Source organism: Rathayibacter sp. VKM Ac-2759, from assembly GCF_009834225.1.
Taxonomy (GTDB): Bacteria; Actinomycetota; Actinomycetes; order Actinomycetales; family Microbacteriaceae; genus Rathayibacter.
The window spans coordinates 2,766,980-2,781,661 of the sequence record NZ_CP047176.1 but is presented as its reverse complement, the minus strand read 5'-3'; the positions used below and the strand labels follow the sequence as shown (position 1 = coordinate 2,781,661).

Below are 14,682 nucleotides of genomic sequence, written 5' to 3'. Positions count from 1 at the left end.
GTCGTCATCGTCGGCAGGAGCGTGAATGGGCGGGAATCTCCTGCACGACATCAGTCGAGAGCGGGTCTCGTCCACCAGGGGACGCGAGACCCGCTCTCCGCTGACGTCGTGTCGGGAGTCAGCCCCGCGGAGTCGCGCGGCGGAGGATGAGGTAGCCGAAGACCGCGGAGAGTGCGGTCGGGATGAGCAGGAGCGCGAAGGCGCCCGTGAACCCGATCGCCTCGACGAAGAGCCAGACGGCGTCCCAGCTCTCGGTGAGGGTGAAGAGGGCGATCAGGCCGACGATCAGGGCGCCGAGGGAGAGGAAGAACACGGTCATCCCCGTCGCCCGCCAGCGGACGTAGACCGACGCGACGGCTGACCCGGCGAAGAAGAAGAAGAGGAACAGGCTGAAGGTCGAGAAGGCCTGCTCGAGCCACGAGACGTCGTCGAACGAGGAGGCGCGGAACATGTAGCCGCCCAGGCCCCAGCCGTTCGTCGCGTTCTCGAGCGCGGACATCCCGGAGTAGAGCGCCGTCCACGCGGCCGAGAGGCCGACGAAGGTGAGTGCGCTGCCGAGGTAGTAGTCGCGGCGGGTCGAGCCGTAGCCGAGCGCGAGCGCGAAGGTCACGTTGGTGGCCTGGATCGCGACGACCAGCATGTAGATGAAGATGAAGGTCGTGCCTCCGGTGATCTGCACACCGGAGTCGCCGCCCGCGGTGTCGACGCCGACCATCCGCAGGACGAGCAGCCAGATGATCAGGCTCCCGGCGAAGATCGCACCGAGGATGGCCAGCGGTGTGTAGAGCAGGGTCGCCGGATTCGCGAAGTGCAGGCGGACGATGCTGAGCAGGCGGTCGCGCGCCGTCGAGTGGCGCGGGGCGAGAGCGGTCATGATGCGGCCTTTCCGGAGGTCAGCTGGACGACGAGCTGCTGGAGCGAGACGGGCTCGAGCTCGAGACCCTGGCGGTGGGCGTCGGCGCGGTCCGCGGCGTCGAGGCGGGGGAGGGTCGCGGTGGCGAGCCCGCCGACCCCGCTGCGCGAGAGGACCTCGCGGTGCTGCACGAACGAGTCGACCGCGGCGCGCGGGCCGGCGACCGTCGCGGCCGAGCCGCGCAGCTCCTCCGTGTCGCTGTCGATGAGGAGGCGGCCGTCGTCGATGACGAGGACGTGCTCGAGGAGGTCGCTGACCTCGTCGATGAGGTGGGTGGAGAGGATGACGGTGCGGGGGTGCTCGGCGAAGTCGGCGAGCAGGCGGTCGTAGAAGAGCTGGCGGGCGACCGCGTCGAGGCCGAGGTAGGGCTCGTCGAAGAACGTGAGCGGGGCGCGGGAGGCGAGCCCCACGATCACGCCGATCGCCGAGAGCTGGCCGCGGCTGAGCTTCTTGACGCGCCGATCGACCGGGAGGCGGAAGTCGACGACGAGCTCCTGGGCGAACTCCTCGTCCCAGCCCTCGAAGAACCAGCGGGCGCTGCGGAGGACGTGCTTCACCCTGAAGTCGTCGGGGTACTTCTGGCTCTCCTTGATGAAGCAGGTGCGGGAGAGGACGGCGGCGTTCTCGACGGGCGAGGCTCCGAAGACGCGGATGTCGCCCGCGCTCGCGAACTCCTGGCCGGTGAGCAGCGACATCAGGGTGGTCTTGCCGGCGCCGTTGCGGCCGAGGAGGCCGTGGATCCGGTTCTCGTCGAGAGTGAAGCTGACGTCGCTGACGGCGTGCATGCTGCCGTAGCGCTTGCTGAGGCCGGAGACCTCGATGACCGCGCTCATCGCGATCCCCCTTCGTTGATCATGGCGGCGAGCTGCTCGGTGGTGAGGCCGAGCTTGGCGGCCTCTGCGAGCAGCGGTGCGACGAACTGGTCGCGGAACTGCGTGCGGCGCTTCTCGACCAGCCGGTCGCGGGCGCCCTCGGCGACGAACATGCCGATCCCCCGTCTCTTGTAGAGGACCCCGTCGTCGACGAGCAGGTTCACGCCCTTGCCGGCCGTGGCCGGGTTGATGCGGTGGAACGCGGCGAACTCGTTGGTGGAGGGGACCTGGGTCTCTTCGGGGAGCGCCCCGGCGATGATGTCGTTCTCGATCTGCTCCGCGATCTGCAGGAAGATCGGGCGGGAGTCGTCCATGGGGGCCTCCTTCCCTGCGTGGGTGTGTTGGTTAGTTGGTGCAGTAACTAACCAAGCAGGGTGCGGGGCGGGTGTCAAGGGCGCATCGGCGCGGCGCCGCTGCCGGCCTGCGCGGTGGCGGGGTGGGCGGGCGTCGGTACACTGGACCGGCCAGCCTCTGTAGCTCAATGGAAGAGCGACTCCGTCCTAAGGAGCAGGTTGGGGGTTCGAGTCCCTCCAGGGGCACCGAAGTGTCGTTACTAAAACCCTTGCCATAGAAGATCGGAGCGTTCACGCCATCGCTGGCCTCCGTATGGCTGGTGAGGGTCCGAGCACCACTCCTACGAGTGGTGCTTTTTTCGTGCGCGTTCGACTGGACCACCTGCGACGTGATCGCCGCGAACGGCTTGCGCGGTTCTGCCGTGACCGTCTCGTCCGTGTGCACGAGGTCCCGCTCGAAGAAGACCTGGTTGAAAGACGCCTGATTTGATCGGGAGCGCGTTCGTACTGGGTGGCTCACTTCATGGTGAGGTCGAGGGTGAGCTGGATGGCGTGCTCGACGTCCGTGACGTCCTGAGTGAGCCGTGCTTCGTCGCACTCGGCGATCGCGCGCTCTGAGCGGATGCGGTCTTGCTCGTGACGGAACGGCTACAAATGCGGTCCGTGCGCGGGATTCTTCCCTTATGAAGTGTCCGTTCGCGTCGACCGACCTGATCTCAGTGTCAAGAACTCGACATCGTCCGATTCGACTGCACTTGATTTTCACGCGCAGCTACCAGGTATCAAGGTCGAGATTGCGCGTCACTGGGTAGTCGGATTCTCCGGTGATGATTGCTCAACGCCTCGTTATTTGTCTACTGTCTTGAGAAGCTGGATAAGGGATCCCGGGTCGAGTACGCGGATGTCCTCCTCTAGCAAGTGAACTCGCTCCACGTGCTTGCTGGGGAGTACGAGAAAACCTTGTCGATACTCGTTTAGCTGTACCGCTCGTGCAAGGCGGTCGATCGAGCGGCGCGCGGCTGGTGACTCGGACCACTTATCTCTCACTTCCACAGCGAGTTTCTGTCCGTTCAAGTTAATAACGGCGTCAAGGATCATCGGCCGTCCGCGCCCTCCTGTTGGTACTGACACATCGCGGTCAACGGATACTCCGCGGACCTGCTCCACCTCGGCAAGCACGCGCTCTTCGAAGTTCGCTTCTTCGTTCGCCTGCGTAAGCGCGCTCTGAACCGTCTCATCTCTTGTTGCACTAAGAAGGCTGGAGAGTGTCGCTCGATCAGCGGAATCGAGTCGTGACAAGATGTCAGCGAGGTCGTCCGCCCTTTGCGCGTCGAACTCCACTGTTCCGCTCGCTCCGAAGCCAATTTTGGACGGGACGCGGCCAACAGCAGCCAGTACAAAGAGAGCACCCGCGACGGCCACAAACGCTACGCCTCCGACCTCCGGAGACCCCTCTCGGTACATGACTACAGAACTAACTGCGCTCAGCAGTGTCGCTATGACCCCTAGGGTCGTTCGCGTGAATCTGGACAGCGACAGACCTGACTGGGCGCTCATAGCGACCTAATCTATGGCATGGGGCCCGAGGGTGTGGCATCGCAGTCTCTCGCGTTGGTGTCTCGTCCGAGGGGCATCGACCGCTCCGTCTTGGCGAGAAGGTCGCCCGCACGACTCGTCGCGACGTCCTGTGTTCTCCGAAGCGAGGTCGCGGGTCTCGAAGCCCGGTGGGGGAATCCAGAAGAACGTGGCGACCGTGCCCATCGCGCTGCGTGTCGACCAGAAGAAGCTCGTTCGTGCGGTACTCGCGTACGCCCCGTTGAAGTTGGATGACCCGGATTACGTGTGGGGCGGCCTGCAAGGCGGCGGTCGTCTCTATTCGGATTTTCGAACCCGACCCTGGAGCCTCACCTTCATCGTCTTCGGGTCGACGCCGTGGAGAGCACGAAGCTGGCTCAACGACCAGCCCTGGGTCTTCAACTCCGCAGCATCCGCCAACTGTCGAGCCGTCAACACAACCTGATGGAACGTGCTGCTGCCAAAGGGCAGACCTGACGGCTTCGCGGCTGTCGCCCCACGAGATGGCGAGCTGGCGGATGTTCCCGCCTGCGGCGTACTCAGACGCCAGCTTGGCCTTCTGCTTGTCGGATAGCCCCACCTGGCGCCGACGGAGGGCCGCACCCCGCCGGAGGAGTGGCTGTCTTCGGCTCGTCTCCCCTGTAGGTTCCGGTCCTTGCAGTCACCAGCGCGCGCTCCCATCTGTTTTTGTAGTTGCAGAAGGTGCACCATAGCGACTATGATTATTATGCAAATCTTAACAGAGGCCGTTCGCACCAGCGAGCGGCCCTTTTTTATTGCTCCCTGTACCTGGGTAGAATTACGCGGATTTTCGCGTCAGTCCGCCACCCCCGTTGCGGGCACGAGCGCCTGAGGCTGACGGCTGACGCCGGTACAAGAATGAAGGTAGGTGATGGGCTCTCCCACCCCTGTTGAGTTATCCACACCTGTACCGGTCGGATGATTCATCCTCATGCTCGAAGTAAAAGGATCGAAGAATCCACTCTTTGACGGCTCCGTTGGTTCTGTCATAATCAGATTAGACTGGAGGAGTAGCGGGTATGGTAGCCACAAAAGAAGTTAAGGGTGCGTTTGTTGGCGGGTGGAAACCGCTTGAGCCGGAAGATGAATCAACGGATGCAGAGAAAGCAGGAATTCTTGCGGTCGGATCTGCGCTCAAAGATGAGCTAGGGGCTATTCTAGGAGCGGAAAACCTCGTAGTACTCGCGGGGCTGGGAACTTCTTTGAGCATCCCTAATTACGAGGCAGGACACCTAGGTGCTCCAACGATGTCGGACCTGTGGAGAGATGTTGTTGTTCTACCGGAACTCAATGCTATTCGTGGAACACTTAATCCTGCTATCCTCGCTACAGAAAATCTCGAATATGTCTTGTCTGACGCTCAGGCGAGAGCTGCCCTCGCGACTGCTCCTGGTGATCCAGAATTGCAAGCCTTTATTTCTGCTGCTGAGGATATCATCTGGAAGCGCTGCAATTTTGTCGACGAAGGATCAGGCTTAGAAGTTCACGAGTTGTTCCTTCGGAAAGTTGCACGCCGATCGACGAGGATGCAGCGAGCGCAGCTCTACACGACAAATTACGATCTCGCCTTTGAAACCGCTGCAGCGAGAGCTCATTTCAACGTTATCGACGGGTTTGGATTCAGCTCGCAAGAGTTTGATGGTGCATCCTTCGATCTTGATTTTGTTCGTCGGCGGCAAAATGAGCCGCTGTCGCTCGAACCAAACGTCTTTCATCTCCTAAAGCTCCACGGATCTGTGGACTGGAACGCAGATGGCGATCGGGTGCGGCGGGTGTGCGGCGGAATGCGGCCGGCTGATCCCGTGCTTATCTACCCGTCGGCGGCGAAATATCAACTCTCATTCCGCCAACCATATCTCGAATTCATGTCTCGATTTCAAAGTGCTTTACGTCAACCAGATGTTGGAGTTTTGATTGTTGGCTTTGGTTTCAACGACGAACATCTCGTTGCGCCACTTGAGGCTGCGTTGCGTAGCAACGTCGGATTGCGCATCGCCATTGTCTCGCCCGGCATACGAGCGGCGGGTCGATCAGCGTCGCTCGGTTGGATCGAGCGGCTCGTCGATCAGGGAGATCGTCGGATTACTCTTCTGGCTGCGACATTTGAGGAACTGGTGCGTCTACTCCCTGATACCCCTGCGAAAGAAGAGCGGGAAGCACACGCACTGCGGGTACTGGCGGCTGGAGGCCGGACTTGAGTATGCAAACTCATCCGTTCAGTGCTGAGCGACGCATTGGTCACATATTTCAGGTTGAGGGTTCGTTTGCTGACGTCGCTTTCACTGCCGCTAATAAGCTGCCTCGCTCACATTTCGGAGAGTACCTTGGACGCGGCGAGGTGGGCGAGTTCGTATTAATTGATGTAGGGGGCGTTGCGGCGTTTGGCCGTCTGCTCAGGGTTGGTACACCGCCCAGCCGCGCAGATGATGTTGTGTCACAACTGGATCGGCGAGTTCAGGTAGAGGGAAGGATACAACTTCTATCAACCCTCTATCTAGACGGCAAATCTAACCGCGGGCTTGCACGTTACCCAAAGATCGGTGACGCAGTGTACGCAGCGAATTCAGAATCGATCCTTGCGGTGATCGGTGCAGGGGTGCATGCGGATGAGAAGAGTCTCGAGCTCGGTAGACTTTCTATTGACGAGTCGGTTCCGGTAGCGGTACCCATGTCTCGGCTGTTTGGACGCCACCTTGCAGTAGTTGGAGCAACAGGATCTGGAAAGAGTTGGACTTTAGCGCGATTAGTTGAAGGAGTTGCGGATTCGTTTGGGAAGATGATTCTGATTGACGCCACTGGAGAGTTTAGGACATTAGGAGTCACGGCAACTCATCTTGCTTTTGGGTCTGCTGTGGATGAGCCGGAGGGCACTCGTCTTGTCGGGCTCCCGCACTATATGATGCGAGAATCAGATCGAAACGCTTTCCTTAATCCTTCATCGGGGACACAGTTGCCGAAGTTGCGAGAAGCGGTGCGTTCATTGCGGCTAATCGAAGCGATAAAAAGCGACGCCAGTGCTACTGCCGCGCACGCGCCAATAGTCGATGGAACTGGAGTAGTAAGTAAGTCCGGGCGCCCTTCGGCGACGTTCCGAGGAGCACTTGCAAAATACACGAAACAAGTCGAAGGCGCGAACGCACCCTTTGACTTTACTAAGCTCGCGGACCAAATCGCTCTCGAATGTGTCTTTCCTCCGGGGTCACAAGGTGGAAACTTCGGCAATGTGAATAACAACGAGCTCGGATATGTCTCGTCGTTGATAAGCCGGGTTAATGATCTGGTGCAAATCCCGGAGATAATGGGTGTTATAAGTTCTTCGGAAAGCACTGAAAATGCGGTTGATGTCATACGAGACTGGGTGGAAGACCCGATGGAGCATGTACTTCGCATTTCGCTCAAGAATCTCACGTTCGCGAACAACCTGAGGGAGATCGTAGTAAATATCATTGGCCAAGCTCTTCTCGCTGAGGCGCGAGGCAACAAGTTTAAAGAACGACCGGTCGTAGTTGCCATTGACGAAGCGCATCAGTTCTTCGATGTTACTGTCGGAGATGATTTTGCAAGCACGCGCTTGAACGCCTTCGATTCCATTGCGAAAGAAGGCAGGAAATACGGCTTGACGGTTTGCGTAGCTACTCAGCGTCCAGGAGACTTGCCAGCAGGCGTACTGAGCCAGGTGGGAATGACAATTGTGCACCGCCTTGCAGACGGTCGAGACCGCCAACGTGTCGAGCAGGCTGCAGCCGAACTAGATCATTCGGCAACCAAGTTGTTACCCGGGCTTGTTCCTGGCGAGGCCATCCTTATGGGTGTCGATTTTCCGGTGCCAGTCAGTGTGAAAATGCGTAAACCTGTGAGTCCGCCCGCTTCCGACGGACCAAAGTACTCAAACTGGACCAATACTGAGGCTGGCGGGGCGGTCCGAATGGTTGTGTAGATGCCAAGGGTTACAAATGCTGAGTACTTCCGCCGCCATCAATTCCTTCGCCTTGTCTTCCAAGACCAGAGTCTGCAGATTTTCTTCGCGCTGCTCGAGCCGACGAAGCAGTTCGATCTCCACGAGTACTACGCCACAGGCCGTGACTACGGCGAGCAGGAGTTCCTCGAGCACCGTAAGAAGCTCGATGCAGCCCACCCCTCGATGCGCAACGAAGCAGTCAAGAGCTTCAAGCTGATCGAGGGTGCCTTCATCACTGCATCCCGTGCCCACGGCATCACGGACGAGCAGCGCGAGGAGGTCGTTGGCCGGCACCGATCCCCACCACCGGCCTACGCGTCTGTCTCGGAGGCGAAGCAGCACGACTCGAAGCGCGGCGGGGGAGCGTCCAGCAACGTGAGGATCGTGCCCATCGCGCAGCGCATCGACAAGAAGAAGTTCGTCCGTGCGGTGCTCGCGTACGTCCGGTGGAAGATGGAGCAGCCTGCCTATGTGCGTGACGACAGCAAAGCGGCAGTTGCCTCTACTCCGATTCTCGAGCCCGAGCCGGGAGCCTCGCCTTCATCGTCTTCGGATCGACGCCGTAGAGCGAACCAAGTTGGTTCTGACCTGCCCTGTGTTTTCAGCTCCGCAGCATCCGCCAGCTGCCGAGGAGTTAGTGTCACCCGTCGCACCGGAATGTGCTGCTGCCTGAGCGCGGAGCGCACCGCTTCCCGGCTCACGCCCCACGACGTGGCGAGCTGGCGGATGTTCCCGCCTGCCAGGTACTCAGCCTGCCAGCTTGGCCTTCTGCTCGTCGGAAAGCCGCACCTGGCGCTGACGGAGGGCCTGCACGCCGACCGGGGGAGCCACCGTTTCAGGCTCGTCACCCCTGTTGATTCCAGTCCTGGCGGCCACCAGCGCGCGCTCCCATCTTTTTTGATTGGTTCCAGACAGGGGCACCGAAGAGTCGCCGTGAGGAATCGTGCCGGAGCGGACGGCACGGAACCGCCGGAGCCTCCGGTCGATGAGGTCTCGGGCGGCACCGGCTCGCCACCCAGCAGGGTCAGCCGGTCGAGGTGCTGATGCAGCACCTGGTCAGCGGTGCACTCCGGGATGCAGTCGCGTTCGACGAGGTGGATCGAGGCGCGGCGGCGGCCGTCGCTCCGCCCAGAGCGCCCGCGAGGGCCTGGAAGGCGGTGTCCTGCAGAGTGCTGCGCGTGACGAGCGAGCCGCGCCGTCTCAGAGGCCCGCCGGCTTCTCCGGGGTGTAGAGCCAGGCCTGGAAGAAGGCCGAGAGGTCCTGGCCCGAGATCTCCTCGGCGAGGTCCTCGAGGTCGCCGGTGCTCACCGTGGAGTAGCGGTTCTCGGATGCCCAGCGCTTGAGCATCGTGTCGAACGCCTCCGCACCGATCTCGTCGCGGAGCTCGACGAGGAAGAGCCCACCGCGGGCGTAGACGGGGCCGTCGAACAGACCGGTCGCGCCCGGGTCCGCGACCTTCGTCGACCAGAACTCGTCCTCGGCGGGGATCGCGGCGATCTGCCCGGCCGACTCGGCGACGGTGGATCGGCCGGCGTGCTCCTCCCAGAGCCACTCCGCGTACGTCGCGAAGCCCTCGTTCAGCCAGATGTCCGACCAGACGCCCGGGGTGACGCTGTTCCCGTACCACTGGTGCGCGATCTCGTGGGCGACGGTCGTCTCGTCGGCCCCGCCGGAGTAGAAGGAGCGGCCCTGCGTCTCGAGCGCGTAGCCGATCTGCTCGTCGTCGACCACGGCGCCGCCGGAGCGGAACGGGTAGCGCCCGAAGGTCGCCGCGAAGAAGTCGATGATCTCGCCCTGCTTCGCCAGGGCGGCCTCGGTCTGGACCCTGGTGTCTCCGGTGATGTCGCGGTCGATCGCGTCGATCGTCGTGACGCCGCCCTTCTTCGAGGTCACCAGGTCGTAGTCGCCGATGTTGACCATGGCGAGGTAGCTCGCCATCGGGCTGGTCTCGACCCAGCTCGACGTGGTCCAGCCCTTCGCGGTGATCGGGGAGCCGATCGGGACGCCGTTCGCGACCACCGTCTTCCCCTGCGGAACGGTGATGCTGAAGGAGTACAGCGCCTTGTCGGCGGGGGAGTCGTTGACGGGGTACCAGGTGGAGGCGCCGTTCGGCTCGCTGGCGACGAGAGCGCCGTCGCTGGTCGACCACCAGCCGAAGGGTGCGCCGGTGTCGTCCACCGGGTTGCCGGTCGTGCCGGCGTACTCGATGCTCACGAGCGCGGGGACGCCCTTCTTGAGCGTGCGCGCGGGAGTGATGGTCAGTTCGTCGCCGGACTGCGTGGCCACGGCGGCGCGCGCATTGACCGAGACCTTGGAGACCGTCAGGCCGGTGAGGTCGAAGGAGAACGAGCGGAGGTCCTGCGTCGGGGTCAGCGTCACGACCGCTCGGCCGCCGAGGGCGCGCGAGGCCGGGTCGTACTTCAGGAAGAGGCTGTAGGAGAGGGCGTCGAAGCCCGTGCTGCCGAGACCGGGGAAGTACGGGTCGCCGGCGCTGGTGCCACCGTCGACGGGCCCTGTACTGGTGGCGGTGGCCGCCGCGGCGGCGGGGGCGAAGAGAAGGGAGGAGGCGACGAGCGCGCTGAGCGCGAGGGTGGCGGGTGTGCGCATGTGCTCACGCTAACCGTCGGACGTCTGCAGCGCGCCTCCCATCGCAGGGGGTCCGAGCCGGGTCGTCCGGACCGGTGGCCGTCTAGAACAGGCGGGTGGCCCTCACCGCATCCGGCTCCTCGAGGTCGAGCAGGTGGCGCTTGCGGGCGAGACCGCCCGCGAATCCGGTGAGGGCGCCATCGGCGCCGAGGACGCGGTGGCAGGGGACGATGATCGAGATCGGGTTGTGGCCGACGGCCTGGCCGACGCGCTGGGCGAGATGCGGGTTGCCGAGGGCGCGGGCGATCGCGCCGTAGGTCGTCGTCTCGCCGAAGGGGATCGCCCGCAGGGTCGTCCACACCGACTGCGAGAAGTCGTCGCCGTGCAGGGCGAGCGGGACGTCGAAGGCGCGGCGCGAGCCGGCGAAGTACTCGTCGAGCTGGTGCGCGACGTCTCCGAAGATCGCGGCCGCGGGGTCCTCGTCGCCTATCGATCCGGCCGCGGGCGGGTAGCGGTGGCCCGGGAAGTAGAGTCCGGCGAGGGCGTCGCCGTCGGCCACCAGGAGCAGGTCGCCGAGGACCGTCGGGATGCTGGCGTGCCTCATCGGGCCAGGGTAGTGCGGTCCCCTCGGACGGGGTGTCCCGGGCGGGCGCGACTCCGGAATGGCGGCGGAGCAGTGCGCGTTGCCTCGAGAATGACGATCGAACCGGCAGTGCTCGAGGATGTCCTTGCTTCGCTGGACGTGACGCTCGGGGCGATCCGGCGCGCGACCCTCGCCTCCGGTGAGCGGACCGTGCTCGCGGCCGGCACCGTCGTGCTCGTCTACGTCGTCGAGGGGGAGGTCACGGCGCTCGCGCCGGAGGGGACCGCCTGCGCGCTCGATGTGTGCGCGGGCGACGCGGTCGCCGCCTCCGTGCCCAGAACCCTGCTGGCGGGGGACGCGCTCCTGACGTTCGGGCGGCGGACGGCGACGCTCGCGTCGGTGTCGGGTGCTCGGCTGACCGTCGTCGAGGTGCAGCTCGACACCGCATCGTGCCCGAGCTCGCTGCCGGGGCTGGTGTTCGCGAGCGGGTTCGCGCGGCTCGAGCCGGCGGCCGCGGCGCTCGCGGCGACCCTCGGGCCGGCGTACGACGGGTCAGCACGGTCGGGCGACCCGGTGATCTGCCGCCTGATGGTGCGGACGGTCCTGCTCTCGGTGGTGCGGGCGTGGGCGTTCGGCGATGCGAGCAGCGTGCCTCCGGTGACGGGTGACGTCTACCTCGACCGGGTGGCCGCGGCGGTGGCCGGCGAGCCGGGCCGGGAGTGGACGGTCGACCAGCTCGCGAGCGTCGGCGCGATGTCGCGCACGGTGCTGACGGAGCGGTTCCGGGCGGCGTTCGGGCGCACGCCCGCGGGCTACGTGACCGAGGTGCGCATGCGGCGGGCGAAGGAGCTGCTGGAGGCGGGGCGAAGCGTCTCGGAGGCGTCGCGGGCGCTCGGCTACTCCTCCGACGACGGGTTCAGCCGGGCCTTCCGACGGCACGTCGGCGTCGTGCCGTCGCAGTGGCGGACGGCACGACGCGCGGCGTGAGCGCTCAGGCCGTGCGCGTCCGGTTCGACGAGCCGAAGAGGGCCGCACCGACCAGGAGCAGGACGGCGCCGATCACGTAGTCGGTCTCGACACCGACAGCGTCGACGAGGACGCCGCCGAGGCCGGCCGCGACGACGATCGCGGCCTGGAAGCCGACGACGACGAGGCTCCCGCCGGCCTCGAGGCGGTCGGTCATGCGGTGGCCGACCCAGGTGTTGACGATGATCAGCCAGGAGGCGAAGAAGAAGCCCCAGACGAACACGGCCACCGCGACCGCGGCGACGGAACCCGGCAGCAGCAGGACGCCTCCGACGGCGACCGCGATCGCGACGGGCGCCACGATGCCGAAGAACGCGAAGGAGCGGTCGATCACGGAGCCGATGACGATGTTGCCCACGAGGCCGCCCGCGCCGAAGAGCGCCAGCAGGGCGACGATGGTGGCGGCGTCGGTGCCCTCGGTGCGCTCGAGGGCCAGGCGGATGTAGGTGTAGGCGAGGAAGTGGCCGAGGACGACGAGGATGTGGCCCGCGAAGCCCTGGCGCACACCGCGGCGGCGCACGGTGTCGAGGAGGACGCCGAGGCCGGCGGCCGGCGCAGCGGGGACGCGCGGCAGCAGCAGGCGCAGGGGGACGGCGAGCACGGCGGTGAGGACGCCGATCAGGACGAAGGCGGCCCGCCAGTCGACGAGCTCGCTGAGGATCACGCCGAGGGGGACTCCGGCGACGGTCGCGAGCGACAGGCCGGCGCTGGTGAACATGGTCGCGCGACCCACGCGGTCCGGGCCTGCGACGCGGGCGGCGACGGTGATGGACATCGACCAGAAGGCGCTGATGGCCGCTCCGAGCAGGAGGCGCGAGAGCAGCACCAGGGCGAGGTTCGGCGCGAGGCCTGCGAGCACGCTGGACGCGCCGGCGGCGATCGCCGTCCCGATGAAGAGGGTGCGGCGGTCGAGCCGGGGGAACATCAGGCCGACCGTGGGGGCGACGATCAGGCCGACGAGCGCGGTCACGGTGACGGTCTGGCCCGCCTGCCCGGGGGTGACGTCGAGACCGGCCGCCATCTCGGTGAGGACGCCGTTCGGCAGGAACTCGGCGGTCACGAGCAGGAAGCTCAGGAGCATCAGGGTGATGAGCGGGATGTAGGGGAAGCGCCTCGTCGCCTGATCGGGGCGGACGACGGGGACGGACGCGGTCGAGGGCATGCAGCCAGCCTGGCGGAGGCACGCGGGCGGCGCCCGACCGGACGGCCGCAGGATCCGACCGATCGGCCGCGGCGCTCGGGTCGATCGGGAGTGCTTCGTCGGCCGCGCGCGGCAGTGATCCGTCGCGAACGGCTGTCCGACCGCGCTCGAGGGAGCCGTTCGCGACGGATCGACCTCGGCGGAGGTGGACCTGGGGCCTCAGGACGGGGGCGTCTCCGAGCATCCGGAGGGCTTCCGGACGGGTTCCGCTCAGGCTCCGCCGGGATGATCGAGACTGATACCCGACGGAAGGTTCTCTGTGAGCATGTTCAAGCGAGTCATCGGCATGGCGTCCAAGGCGCTCGACTCGAAGGGGTCGTCGAGCAGCGGCGGCACCACCGACTGGCGCGACCTGGTGCGCACCGCCGCCGACAAGGTGACGGGCGACGCGCGACCGGCGCAGACCCCTCCCGCCTACGGCACGCCGCGGACCCCGGTGCGCCCGCAGGACGCACGACCGGGACAGCCCGCCGTGTCCCAGGAAGACCGGGCCGCGATCGCGCGCTACGACTACCTCCTCCGCACCGCCGACCCCGAGCAGCTCGAGCAGGTGCACCGCGACGCGTTCGCGAAGCTGACGCCGACGCAGCGCGGTCAGGTCGAGGCGCGGCTGCGCGAGGAGCTGCCGGCGAACGAGCAGCCGCGGTCGTCGAACCCCGACGACCTTGCGCGCGCAGCGACGCGGGGCGAGGCGCAGCAGCCCGGGTTCCTCAAGAAGATGTTCTCGACGCCGGGGACTCGCGGTGCTCTCGCGGGCGCCGGAGTGGGAGCGGTCGCCGGAGTCGGTCTGGGCGCTGCGGGCGGCCTGCTCGCGGCGGTCGCGGGCGGCGCGGTGCTCAGCAGTGTCGCCGGGCCGCTGCTGCAGGGTGTCGACCTCGAGGGGCTGACCGGGAGCTTCGGCGATCTGGGCGAGTTCGGCGACATCACCGGCGGGGCGGGCGAGTTCGTGTCCGGGGCCGGCGAGCAGGTGTCGGGGCTCGGCGAGCAGGTGTCCGACTTCGGGTCGAACTTCGAGATGCCCGGGCTCGGCGACCTGGGGAACCTGTTCGACCGCTGAGCGGTCAGCGGCGGCGACGCAGCGCGGCGACGAGCAGCGTGACCAGCCCGATGAGCAGGATCGCGGCCCCGGTGATCGCGACCGCGGTGCTCGACCAGTCGGGCTGCTCGACGAGCTCGCTGCCGTCGAGGGCCTGCCACTCGCAGGAGGCGCCGAGCGGCCACCACGACCATGATCCGCCCACGAGGGTGCCCTCGCCGGGCGGGACGCCACCGACGCTCGCTGTGCAGACGGCGTCGAAGCCCTGCTGCGCGAGACTCCAGTACTGCAGGGGGATCAGGGCGACGAGGGCCAGGCCGGCGATCGTGAGCACGGCGCCGGCGATCAGGGCGAGGCGGCGCGGAGTGAGGCGCCTGTGTCGCGCAGGCTCGGGGGCGGCCGTGCTGGCGGGGGTCGGCTCGGTCATCTCTCGATGGTGTCACGGGCGGCCGCGCGTTCGATCTGCAGGAGATCCGAGTCCGAAGGCCGATTCCGCCGCGCGACGTCGAGCGGCGAGGCCGGATCGCCTGCAGACCGCACTGTCGCCTGCAGACCGCACGATCGCCTGCGGACCGCACCGTCTCGCGCACTTCGAGGGTGCTCAGCGCGCGCGCACCG

General features: G+C 65.6%; 14 protein-coding genes and 1 tRNA gene. 7 read left to right on the top strand and 8 right to left on the bottom strand.

Translation table 11 applies throughout. The features are described 5' to 3' along the window. Nucleotides 1-118: 118 nt before the first annotated feature. From GSU68_RS12865 to GSU68_RS12855, 3 genes are read right to left on the bottom strand one after another with little or no spacing between them, the layout of a single operon-like run. Nucleotides 119-874, bottom strand: coding sequence for an ABC transporter permease (locus tag GSU68_RS12865; protein WP_159908939.1), 756 nt, complete (start codon nt 872-874; stop codon nt 119-121). Further along, entirely contained in the window at nt 871-1,746 is an 876-nt protein-coding gene (locus GSU68_RS12860) for an ABC transporter ATP-binding protein (protein ID WP_159908937.1), read from the bottom strand. The genes GSU68_RS12865 and GSU68_RS12860 overlap by 4 nt, the downstream gene beginning before the upstream one ends. Then, nucleotides 1,743-2,099 (bottom strand): GntR family transcriptional regulator, encoded by a 357-nt coding sequence (locus GSU68_RS12855; RefSeq protein WP_056036893.1) that lies wholly within the window; start codon nt 2,097-2,099, stop codon nt 1,743-1,745. The genes GSU68_RS12860 and GSU68_RS12855 overlap by 4 nt, the downstream gene beginning before the upstream one ends. A 153-nt stretch (nt 2,100-2,252) precedes the next feature. Between GSU68_RS12855 and GSU68_RS12850 the strand changes: the two genes are divergently transcribed. Beyond that, nucleotides 2,253-2,324: transfer RNA gene (locus GSU68_RS12850), tRNA-Arg, on the top strand. A 600-nt stretch (nt 2,325-2,924) separates the two neighbouring features. Here GSU68_RS12850 and GSU68_RS12845 read toward each other — a convergent pair. Beyond that, nucleotides 2,925-3,635 carry a hypothetical protein gene (locus tag GSU68_RS12845; RefSeq protein WP_159908935.1) on the bottom strand — a complete coding sequence of 237 codons (711 nt, stop codon included), beginning with the start codon at nt 3,633-3,635 and terminating at the stop codon, nt 2,925-2,927. A gap of 187 nt (nt 3,636-3,822) precedes the next feature. Between GSU68_RS12845 and GSU68_RS12840 the strand changes: the two genes are divergently transcribed. From GSU68_RS12840 to GSU68_RS12825, 4 genes are all read left to right on the top strand, one after another. Next, nucleotides 3,823-4,098, top strand: coding sequence for a hypothetical protein (locus GSU68_RS12840; RefSeq protein WP_159908933.1), 276 nt, complete (start codon nt 3,823-3,825; stop codon nt 4,096-4,098). A gap of 595 nt (nt 4,099-4,693) precedes the next feature. Beyond that, complete coding sequence (locus GSU68_RS12835) at nt 4,694-5,872, top strand: SIR2 family protein (RefSeq protein WP_159908930.1); 1,179 nt, start codon at nt 4,694-4,696, stop codon at nt 5,870-5,872. 140 nt (nt 5,873-6,012) lie between these two features. Then, the gene (locus GSU68_RS12830) at nt 6,013-7,611 is read left to right on the top strand and encodes an ATP-binding protein (RefSeq protein ID WP_159908928.1); all 1,599 of its coding nucleotides are present in this window, start codon (nt 6,013-6,015) and stop codon (nt 7,609-7,611) included. Continuing rightward, nucleotides 7,612-8,676 carry a hypothetical protein gene (locus tag GSU68_RS12825; protein WP_159908926.1) on the top strand — a complete coding sequence of 355 codons (1,065 nt, stop codon included), beginning with the start codon at nt 7,612-7,614 and terminating at the stop codon, nt 8,674-8,676. Nucleotides 8,677-8,832: 156 nt separating this feature from the next. Here the strand turns inward: GSU68_RS12825 and GSU68_RS12820 are convergent, their stop codons facing one another. Next, on the bottom strand, nt 8,833-10,239 hold the full coding sequence (locus GSU68_RS12820; RefSeq protein ID WP_159908924.1) for a M1 family metallopeptidase: 1,407 nt from the start codon (nt 10,237-10,239) through the stop codon (nt 8,833-8,835). A gap of 82 nt (nt 10,240-10,321) precedes the next feature. Continuing rightward, entirely contained in the window at nt 10,322-10,822 is a 501-nt protein-coding gene (locus tag GSU68_RS12815; protein WP_159908922.1) for a methylated-DNA--[protein]-cysteine S-methyltransferase, read from the bottom strand. A gap of 90 nt (nt 10,823-10,912) precedes the next feature. On the opposite strand from GSU68_RS12815, the gene GSU68_RS12810 reads away from it, so the two are divergent. Next, nucleotides 10,913-11,788 (top strand): AraC family transcriptional regulator, encoded by an 876-nt coding sequence (locus tag GSU68_RS12810; protein WP_159908920.1) that lies wholly within the window; start codon nt 10,913-10,915, stop codon nt 11,786-11,788. 4 nt (nt 11,789-11,792) lie between these two features. On the opposite strand, the gene GSU68_RS12805 is transcribed toward GSU68_RS12810, so the two are convergent. Beyond that, the gene (locus GSU68_RS12805) at nt 11,793-12,989 is read right to left on the bottom strand and encodes an MFS transporter (protein WP_159908918.1); all 1,197 of its coding nucleotides are present in this window, start codon (nt 12,987-12,989) and stop codon (nt 11,793-11,795) included. Between the two features lie 304 nt (nt 12,990-13,293). Between GSU68_RS12805 and GSU68_RS12800 the strand changes: the two genes are divergently transcribed. Further along, the gene (locus tag GSU68_RS12800) at nt 13,294-14,085 is read left to right on the top strand and encodes a hypothetical protein (protein ID WP_244259272.1); all 792 of its coding nucleotides are present in this window, start codon (nt 13,294-13,296) and stop codon (nt 14,083-14,085) included. Nucleotides 14,086-14,089: 4 nt separating this feature from the next. Here GSU68_RS12800 and GSU68_RS12795 read toward each other — a convergent pair whose 3' ends face one another. Continuing rightward, nucleotides 14,090-14,491: a hypothetical protein gene (locus GSU68_RS12795; RefSeq protein ID WP_159908914.1), complete on the bottom strand. Its 402-nt coding sequence runs from the start codon at nt 14,489-14,491 to the stop codon at nt 14,090-14,092. Between the last annotated feature and the right edge of the window lie 191 nt (nt 14,492-14,682).